Source organism: Sphaerisporangium sp. NPDC088356, from assembly GCF_040685555.1.
GTDB lineage: Bacteria > Actinomycetota > Actinomycetes > Streptosporangiales > Streptosporangiaceae > Sphaerisporangium.
The window spans coordinates 1-7,732 of record NZ_JBFBIK010000200.1; the positions used below are offsets into that span (position 1 = coordinate 1).

The following is a 7,732-nucleotide window of genomic DNA, read 5'->3' on the forward strand; positions in this document are numbered from 1 at the left end:
TGACTGTACGTCGTAGGAACGCGGTCTCATAGGGGCGCATCGGGAGACATCGGCATCCGCCAGGAACTGCCGTTCCGGGGAGTTGGATCAGTGGCGGATCCATCCCGATACACACGGATACACGCGCGGCGGTATCACTCGAAGTATCACGCCGGGAATCAGCCGGCCGCCGGGTCGTCCGCGTCCAGCGCGGTGCGACGACCCGGCGGCCGGCCCTCTCGCGGCACGACGGTGTGAGCGTGCTTGTGGCCGATGACTGCCAAGTAAGGCAACACTGCCCGTTTCGTGGCGGTTACTTGGAACACAAACCATGGACGGGAACGTTGGAAAGTGCGACAGTCAGATAGGTAGCAGTTCCTCGACAGCCCCTGCTACCGGAGGGATCAGCCCGTGAGTCGCACAACGCTACGGAGGAAAGGGCAGCTCACGCTGCCGCCTGAGGTCCGTCAGGCACTGAACATCGACACCGGCGATGAGGTCGAGTTCGACATCATCGAACCTGGGGTCGTCGTTCTACGTGGGCTCAAGATGATCCCCGCGGATCAGGCCTGGTTCTGGACCGAGTCTTGGAACGCCGGCGAACGAGAGGCGAGCAAGGACATTGCCAACGACCGCGTCACGCTGCACAAGACGGTCGACGACATGTTCGACCACCTGGGCGGGTGACCAGTGGCCACGTTCCTGACCACGGCACGGTTCGAGAAGGACTACGCACTACTCGACCCCAGCGACAAAGACCGGTTCAAGCGCACGGTCAAAGAGCAGTTCGTGCCTGATTTGGAAGACCTTCCACGAGGGGGACGGTTTCGTCCCGGCCTGCGCGTCAAGGGCATCCAGGGAGCTCCAGGGATCTATGAGATGACGTGGGCGCCGGACGGACGGGCCACATTCGAGTTTGGTCACCCTGAGCGTGCTAACGAGCCGCACATCGTCTGGCGCCGGGTCGGCACTCACGACGTATTCCGCAGCCCCTGAGCCATGCCTTTCAAGCGCTCTCGCCCATCCGGGCGCGGGCGCTTTCGTCATCACGCGGACTGCCGGCGGCCGCGAGCGCCGGACCGCGCGGCAGCGATCGCGTGACACGTCGAGCACGTCGCGGGCGGCCGGGTGCAGGCGATTGTGTGAGCGCGGCAGGGGCCACAGGACGGCAGATCCTCGTCAGGCCACGGGCTGGCCCCGCCCGGATGGCCGTGAGGGCACTCAGGGCTCCTGATGTCGAGGCGGGTGACGTTGCCCGGCGTGGCGCCGTCGACGTGCTCCAGGGCGTGCTCGTGCTCCTGGCGGCCGGGGGTGGCGTCGGCGATCGCCTCGGCGACGGTGCGGTCACGGCGCTGGCGAGGCGTCGCCGCCGCGGCGGCCGACGCCCGCACGGCGTCGGTGGCGTCCATGGCGGCGGCGACGATGTCGGCCAGGTCGCCCTCGGCCATGCCCGCCATGTACGGCACGAGGTTGGTGATCGGCCGTGCCGCGCGGCGACGCACTTCCTTGATCACCTGCGCGGCCTCGGAATCAGTCAGTCGGAACAGCGCGTGGAGCCGACGCGCGGCTTGGCGATCCTGCGCTGACTGACTGATCTTCTTCTGGTCTTCTCTCTGATCTTCTATATGCACGCGGGTTTCCCGCGAGTCGGCCTGACCTGCGGCGTTGGCGTGTTTCGCCTGATCGGCCCGTGTCGCGGGCTGGCCGCGAGTCGGCTCGACCTGCGGTTTCGCGGTGTTGTGGCCGGTCGTGCCGTGTCGCGGGTTTCCCGCGTCCGGTGCATGTGCGGGCTTGGTGAATCTGCCCTGGTCAGACCGTGTCGCGGGTTTGCCGCGAGACGGCGGCTCCTCGGCAGGCGGTTCCGGGTGCTGCGGCACGTCGTACAGGACGCTGCGGGTGGTGAGCTTCCCGTCCGGGCCTTGGACCCGATGCCGTACGAGGTACCCGTACCGGCGCAGCTCGGCCAGCTGGCGGCGTACGGCGTCACGGTCGTCGGCGGTGTGCTGGGCGAGAAACTCCTCATCGCTGCGGAACCCGTCGGCGTGGCTGAGCATCTGCACGGCCAGGCCCCGGGCGCCGTTGGACAGGCGCGGGTCGCGGGCCAGGGTGTGCGGGACTCGCGTCCAGCCGCCGGGGTCACCGCTGCGGATGGTGATCGTCAACGCGCACGCACCTCTCGGGCGCGCGGCGGCTTGCTGGGCATGCTGAAGACCCCCGTGTCAGGGCAGGTTCAGATGGCGCCGTGGCGTGGTGCGGGCGCCTGTGGGTGTTAGGGATTCGTCAGGAAACCGAAGGGAGCATGGCGGTCAATGGTGGATGCCGGCCTGCTGTGCGTCGTATAGGGCTGTCGCTGCAGCCAGACGGGGCCGATGGATCAGATCGTCCTTCGGCTTCTTCGCCTTGCCCGCGAGGCAGGGGCCACTTGTGGCCTTGCAGGTAGGGCAGGCCAGCGTCAGCGCGAGCTCCCGGATGCCGTCCTCGCGGGCCTGCCACTTGGAAAACAGCCCTTCGAGAAGATCCGCCGGCGGGCGCTCGGGCAGTTCGGCGCCCGGGGTACGCAGGTACCAGTCCCAGAGTGCTTCGAGGACTTCGTTGCGGCTGGTGCCGATGGCCTCGGTCGCCTCCTTGCCGACTTCCCAAGGGACGTCGAAGAACGTCACCGACCGGTGCTGACGACCTTCCCTGGGCTGACCTGGCACGGCGCTAAGTGTCGCAGGTGCACGTGTGCTCTTCAATGTGGGGCCTCTCCTCTGTCACTTGCGGTGCACGTGTACCTAATGTTAGGGTGCACGTGTACCTAAAAGCAAGTCGCCGAGGGAGCACCGATATGAAGATCGCCCGCCTCGTCACCGGCGCCGTTGCCCGCCTGGCTGCGGTCATCACCGGCACCCCTCGCGCCGGTCGCAAGCTCGAGCAGCTCCGCGGGCTCCGCGAGGTCCACCTCACCGAGGACGCCCCGGCGCCCGTCCCCGCCCCGCTGGCCGAGGCCGGCGCCAAGGGGCCGGTCCCGTCGACGGCCGACATCCAGGAGGCCGCCCGCCTGTACGAGCAGGCGCGCCAGCAGACCAACGCCGCAGCGCGCACCAAGCGCCGCGCGGAGAAGACGCTGAGCCGTACCCCGGATGGCACCTACGGCCCGGTCACCCTCGAGCGGGCGGAGTCCGGCCGGCAGACCGCCGACCTCGACGCGATCCGCGAGATCTTCGCCGCCCACGGCCTGGGCGACATCCCCATGAAGCCCTGCGCGCCCAGCCTCACCATCGCCTGGGCCGCCGAGAGCACCAACAACCAGACCGAGGCCGCCCTCGTGGCGGCCTGACCCCCATAGCAATACGGCCCCCGCCAAGCGATGTCAGCGCCGGGCGGAGGCCTTGAACAGGAAGCGAGCTCCCCCATCGAACGCGCCGTGCTCGTCGAGGAGCTCCCGGAGCTCGGCGAACCCGCATGCGCACGACACACCATGGAGACGGCGTACGGCGGGCGGAGTCTCACCCAGCAGCCGCCGGCCCCGATGGTGAAGCTGCAGGACATCGAGGCCGGCGTCTGCGCCCGACAGGTCCAGGATGACGTCCGCGTACCCGGCGCCCTCATGGACCAGGCCGCGGGTGCCGGGCGGCAGCGCGGCCGCCGCCTTGAGGGACACGGCGCGCATCATCGGCTCGGCAGGCAGGGCCAGGAGCACATTGACGTGCCCTGCCAGCATGCGGGCGGCCGTGGGGACCACGACGCGCCCGGGGCGCCGCCGGGTCTCCTTAGTGTCCCTGGTGGCCAGCTGGGCGGCATGGGCGACGCGTTCCTCCCAAGAGGTCAGCACGTACACCACCTCGCGGAGCCACTCATCGGCCCCAAGCGACAGCGGCAGGGCCGCCGATTTGGAGACGGTCACCTTCGGCCCGGTCGCCTGGCGCTTGACGCCGAGCGAGGCGGCGATCTCCCGCCACTGGGCGGGGAGCTCCTCGAGTCCGCGGCGGATGACATGGGCGTCGGTGTCGCAGAACGCGCGCGGGGTCAAGGCTGGCCGGCGGGTGGTGGTCCTGCCGGTGGTGACGATACGCGGGTCAGAGCATCGACGGTCGCGGGCGCACTCGCGGAGGCCCGCATCGGCGCAGTGCCCGTCGTCAGCATTCGGGTCTGACTGGATCCACGCAGGCATTCCGGCCTCCCCTTGTAGCATTTCGGGCAGGCCGTGATCTTGGGACGGCGGCGGATGGTTGCGCCGGCTCCCCACTGGCGGGCGGGGAGCCGCAACGTCTTTGGGTGAGTCCCTCAGCGGGCGTACGGGGCTCCTGCTCCCAAGGACCTTCCATACAAGTTGCGACGGCCTGCGCGATCCCTGCGCCGCTCGCTACCGTGGCCGTCCATGAACACCGCTCCCCCTACCGACGCCTGGGAATTTCTCGGGCTAACCACTGACAACTGGATCGCCGTCGCGGGCGGCATTGTTGCACTGGCTGGCGTCTTCTTCGGTGGACTCTACGCCAGGCGGTCCTCAGTGTCGGCGCGGAAAGCAGCAGACGCGGGCGAGGATGCCGCTGAGGCCGCCCGCAAATCTGCCGAGGAAGCGGCGACCATCTCCCGGATCGAGCGCGAGCGACGGCACGACGATCTGTCGCCGCCACACCCAGGAGAGATCACCGCTGAATGGGACGGAGCGAGGAACGCCAATGGGACGACCAACATGGTGGGGTCGATAGCCATGCCGCGCGACTACCGCGTCCAGGCATGGGCCTGGAACGGGACAGCCCTGACACCCGTCAGTCTCCCGCTACTGCTGCGCGGGAACCAACCTCAGCAGTTCCACATCGAACAGAAGCCGCGCGGTGCCAGGGCAATACAGACGCAGGAGATGCGGTTCCGGTTCTGGCCGCCGATCGCCTGCGTGGATGACACCACCGCTTGGACGTGCCCGTGTGACGGGCCGACCGGCGAGGACACCAACGGTCCCGGCCACTGGGAACTGCGGGTACAAGTCACCTACGCTGGCCGGCCACGGATCCACGGCTTTTAGTGTCAAGTCTTCTGCATCGTCCAGGCGCCGTCAGCCTCGACCACCAGCAGAAACGTGTCATCGGGCATCAACACCTCGCCGTTGTAGTGGCCGATCTCGTTGATCAGCAACTCCTTCTCGTCGTTGTCGCCGTGGTAGGCATACACCGCGAAGTTTGAGGTGCCGGCGTGTCGTACCCGCACGCTGACCAGGCCGGTGATCGGCGGATCGACCCGGACAACATCGTGTCCCCGCCCGGTCAGGCGGTCTCCGCTCCAACTCCGAGCCAGCGTGATGGGGCGGAGAAGCACCGTCCACGCGCCGTCGGCCTCGATTTTGAAGGCCGAGGTCTGCGTCCCCGCGTCGACGTTGTAGATGACCGTGCCCTTGTAGTTACCGATCTCGTTCACCAGGAGGTCCTGCTCCTCGCCCTCGGCCGTGACGGTTTTCACGGCGAAGTTCGATGCGCCCTGGTGGGTGATGGTCGCCATCCCGGGCTTTTCGGTCGGCTTGATCTTCAAGACCTTGCTGCCGAACCCCTTGTACATCTTGGGCTTGGGCTGGGGAGGCGGGGTGGGAGCTGGTGTTTCGGCCGCCGGCTCGGTGCTCGCGGCACTGTCTTCTTCGGATGCCTGGGCCTGCGGTAGGGCGCTGCGCGGTGTGGTCTGGGCTGTGTTGGCCACGCTGACGACCACCGCGGTGCATCCGACGAGCAGGAGGAAGGGGAGCCCAATGACGGCGAGCCAGAACAGGCCGCGGCGGCGCTTCCTCGGCGGTGGTGGCGGGTAGGCGCCGTACGGAGGGTATGGCTGTTGGGGTGGGCCGCCGTATTGGTGGGACATGTGACCTCCTGCGTCGGTCCGGGGACGGGCAGAAGGACGCGCTTCACGAATGATCGGTTGGCAACCGATGCCGAGCGGGTTGAAGATCTAGCGGTTCGGCACTGGTCTGTCTGATGGAAGCCCGTCTCGGGCTATGCCCTCCGCGCGGCGCGTTACCGCCCTGACCTGCGGAACTAACATTTCTGGCGATGTGCCTGGGAACCTCGAAGAGTGAAATCTCTCTAACGAAAGGCACACTTATGGGTACCTTCACTGTGACCGAGGCTGAGGCCTTCGACGCGATCTTCAAGACCGCGGCCACGATGGTGGCCGAGTTCTGGAAGGACGCGCGTACCCGTCCTATCGAGGAAGGCAACAGGGCATCCACTGAGCTGGGTGTTCACCTCCAGTACCTCCGGCTTGTCGGCCGTGACGTTCCCACCTTGGAGCGTCAGTGGCATGCCGCGTGGTGTGGTTACCAGGACGCTGGCGGGAAGTATGCCTTTATGGAGCCCGGCGAGAGCCTGAAGATCGCGGAGTAGGTGAAAGCGGATGGCCTGAACCCTCCACGGATCGGGCCATCCGTCTTGCCGTTGGACCCCCGGCCTGTCACTGCAATGTTGGCGGCGGGCCTCAGGAACACCAGGGAGCCCCAGGGACGGTCCAAGGCTACCGCTGCGAGGCGCTGGAGTCCGTGCGCAGCCACGACGGCAGCAGCGCCTGCACCACCGGCAGCGCCATCACCCGGGCCACACCACCAGCGACCGCGAGCGCACCCGCGACCCACGGCAGCGCCGCCGCCATACCGAAAGCGGCCTGGATCGCCGTGAGGATCACCTTCTTGTCGGCTCACTCATGTGCCCCTGGAGCCGAAACAGGGCCGTCCGGGCTACGAATCCCTCGCTCTTAGTGGGGTATTCGGCCCGCATGCCTGTAGTGAACGTTTCCGCCGTTGACCGTGATGGCGACCAGTTGCTCCTCATGCCTGAGATCGAGACGTTGACCCGCACCCCGCAGGGAACTCTCCGCTACCTCCGCCACATCGGCCGGGCCCCGTTCATCTTCAAGAAGGCTGGTCGGCTCGTCGCCTGGAAGTCCGAGGTCCTGGCCTGGCTCGGCCGGGAGCGAGCCGCTGACGAAGAACGGCGGTCCTTCGCCAGCCGACCGACTCACGGTGATACGCGGCTGGGCTCCTGATGTCCGCGTACAGGGACAGCCTGCGACCCGAGCAGATCCCCGCGTACGACCAGGCCATGGACGCCGTAGCCGAACTGGTGGTGCGGGCCCGCGCCCGCCGCGACTCCCTGCCCGCCGACCAGGCAGCCCGCGAGGCCTACGTCCCCGGCGGCCCGTCGGTCGAGGAGCTCACCACGCTGATCGAGCGGCACCGGGCCGAAGCCCGCGCCATGTGGGAGGAGTCCCGCGCGGCCGAACGGCGTAGACGTGCATCTGGGTCCTGCTGAGCCGACAATGGGCACCACCTCGGCCGTGAGGTGGCCGCGCAGGTCCATGAGTTTTAGGAGTTTCACGAGCCACTTACGCCCGCGCCCGCAGGAGGAATTCCGGGACTTTCGGGACGCCCTTACGCGCGCCCGCGGGGGAGGAGTTTCGCGACTTTCGCGACAGCCCTCCGCGCGCGTGTACGCGCGCGTGAGCGCCGCTCAGGGCGAGGACGCCCGTCACGGTCGGCCCGGCGCTCGAGCCACGCCAGCACCAGGCACGCGGCGATGAACAGCGCCGTGAGCGCCAGCGCCGCGGCGTCGCCGTTGATGAAGTCCTGCCGGGTCGGCATGAGGGGCGTTCCTCTCGTGGTGACGGGAGTGGGGACGCGGCGGCGCACTTACCCTGCCGTGGGATGAACTTCCTCACTGGCGTGCGCCGCCGCGCGTCTAGTACTCCAGCTGTAGATCGTGATCTTCATGCCTTGGTGGCTTGTCGTTGGTAG

12 protein-coding genes are annotated in these 7,732 nt (G+C 67.9%); 6 read left to right on the plus strand and 6 right to left on the minus strand.

All coding sequences use genetic code 11. The annotated features are described in order from the left end of the window. Positions 1-390: 390 nt before the first annotated feature. Both AB0O34_RS35520 and AB0O34_RS35525 read left to right on the plus strand, forming a co-directional pair. The gene (locus tag AB0O34_RS35520; RefSeq protein WP_363923169.1) at positions 391-666 is read left to right on the plus strand and encodes an AbrB/MazE/SpoVT family DNA-binding domain-containing protein; all 276 of its coding nucleotides are present in this window, start codon (positions 391-393) and stop codon (positions 664-666) included. A 3-nt stretch (positions 667-669) separates the two neighbouring features. Continuing rightward, positions 670-975: a hypothetical protein gene (locus AB0O34_RS35525; protein ID WP_363923171.1), complete on the plus strand. Its 306-nt coding sequence runs from the start codon at positions 670-672 to the stop codon at positions 973-975. 50 nt (positions 976-1,025) lie between these two features. On the opposite strand, the gene AB0O34_RS35530 is transcribed toward AB0O34_RS35525, so the two are convergent. Further along, positions 1,026-2,141, minus strand: a complete 1,116-nt coding sequence (locus AB0O34_RS35530) for a helix-turn-helix domain-containing protein (RefSeq protein ID WP_363923173.1) — start codon at positions 2,139-2,141, stop codon at positions 1,026-1,028. Between the two features lie 144 nt (positions 2,142-2,285). Further along, positions 2,286-2,639 carry a hypothetical protein gene (locus AB0O34_RS35535; protein ID WP_363923175.1) on the minus strand — a complete coding sequence of 118 codons (354 nt, stop codon included), beginning with the start codon at positions 2,637-2,639 and terminating at the stop codon, positions 2,286-2,288. A 167-nt stretch (positions 2,640-2,806) separates the two neighbouring features. Here AB0O34_RS35535 and AB0O34_RS35540 point away from each other — a divergent pair, with 167 nt between their 5' ends. Further along, on the plus strand, positions 2,807-3,298 hold the full coding sequence (locus AB0O34_RS35540; RefSeq protein WP_363923177.1) for a hypothetical protein: 492 nt from the start codon (positions 2,807-2,809) through the stop codon (positions 3,296-3,298). Between the two features lie 33 nt (positions 3,299-3,331). Here the strand turns inward: AB0O34_RS35540 and AB0O34_RS35545 are convergent, their stop codons facing one another. Beyond that, positions 3,332-4,132: a hypothetical protein gene (locus AB0O34_RS35545; protein ID WP_363923179.1), complete on the minus strand. Its 801-nt coding sequence runs from the start codon at positions 4,130-4,132 to the stop codon at positions 3,332-3,334. A gap of 207 nt (positions 4,133-4,339) precedes the next feature. On the opposite strand from AB0O34_RS35545, the gene AB0O34_RS35550 reads away from it, so the two are divergent. Beyond that, positions 4,340-4,987 carry a hypothetical protein gene (locus AB0O34_RS35550; protein ID WP_363923181.1) on the plus strand — a complete coding sequence of 216 codons (648 nt, stop codon included), beginning with the start codon at positions 4,340-4,342 and terminating at the stop codon, positions 4,985-4,987. A gap of 2 nt (positions 4,988-4,989) precedes the next feature. Here AB0O34_RS35550 and AB0O34_RS35555 read toward each other — a convergent pair whose 3' ends face one another. Further along, positions 4,990-5,808 carry a hypothetical protein gene (locus tag AB0O34_RS35555; RefSeq protein WP_363923183.1) on the minus strand — a complete coding sequence of 273 codons (819 nt, stop codon included), beginning with the start codon at positions 5,806-5,808 and terminating at the stop codon, positions 4,990-4,992. Between the two features lie 254 nt (positions 5,809-6,062). Here AB0O34_RS35555 and AB0O34_RS35560 point away from each other — a divergent pair, with 254 nt between their 5' ends. Next, positions 6,063-6,329 carry a hypothetical protein gene (locus AB0O34_RS35560; RefSeq protein WP_363923185.1) on the plus strand — a complete coding sequence of 89 codons (267 nt, stop codon included), beginning with the start codon at positions 6,063-6,065 and terminating at the stop codon, positions 6,327-6,329. Positions 6,330-6,456: 127 nt separating this feature from the next. On the opposite strand, the gene AB0O34_RS35565 is transcribed toward AB0O34_RS35560, so the two are convergent. Continuing rightward, on the minus strand, positions 6,457-6,624 hold the full coding sequence (locus AB0O34_RS35565) for a hypothetical protein (RefSeq protein WP_363923187.1): 168 nt from the start codon (positions 6,622-6,624) through the stop codon (positions 6,457-6,459). A 359-nt stretch (positions 6,625-6,983) separates the two neighbouring features. Between AB0O34_RS35565 and AB0O34_RS35570 the strand changes: the two genes are divergently transcribed. Next, positions 6,984-7,250: a hypothetical protein gene (locus AB0O34_RS35570; RefSeq protein WP_363923189.1), complete on the plus strand. Its 267-nt coding sequence runs from the start codon at positions 6,984-6,986 to the stop codon at positions 7,248-7,250. A gap of 119 nt (positions 7,251-7,369) precedes the next feature. On the opposite strand, the gene AB0O34_RS35575 is transcribed toward AB0O34_RS35570, so the two are convergent. Beyond that, positions 7,370-7,579 carry a hypothetical protein gene (locus AB0O34_RS35575; protein ID WP_363923190.1) on the minus strand — a complete coding sequence of 70 codons (210 nt, stop codon included), beginning with the start codon at positions 7,577-7,579 and terminating at the stop codon, positions 7,370-7,372. Positions 7,580-7,732 lie beyond the last annotated feature (153 nt).

Excerpts from the sequence above, each read along its gene's own strand:
- AB0O34_RS35540 (WP_363923177.1), top strand. The coding sequence starts at position 2,807 with ATGAAGATCGCCCGCCTCGTCACCGGCGCCGTTGCCCGCCTGGCTGCG.
- AB0O34_RS35545 (WP_363923179.1), bottom strand. The coding sequence starts at position 4,132 with ATGCCTGCGTGGATCCAGTCAGACCCGAATGCTGACGACGGGCACTGC.
- AB0O34_RS35550 (WP_363923181.1), top strand. The coding sequence starts at position 4,340 with ATGAACACCGCTCCCCCTACCGACGCCTGGGAATTTCTCGGGCTAACC.
- AB0O34_RS35555 (WP_363923183.1), bottom strand. The coding sequence starts at position 5,808 with ATGTCCCACCAATACGGCGGCCCACCCCAACAGCCATACCCTCCGTAC.
- AB0O34_RS35570 (WP_363923189.1), top strand. The coding sequence starts at position 6,984 with ATGTCCGCGTACAGGGACAGCCTGCGACCCGAGCAGATCCCCGCGTAC.
- AB0O34_RS35575 (WP_363923190.1), bottom strand. The coding sequence starts at position 7,579 with ATGCCGACCCGGCAGGACTTCATCAACGGCGACGCCGCGGCGCTGGCG.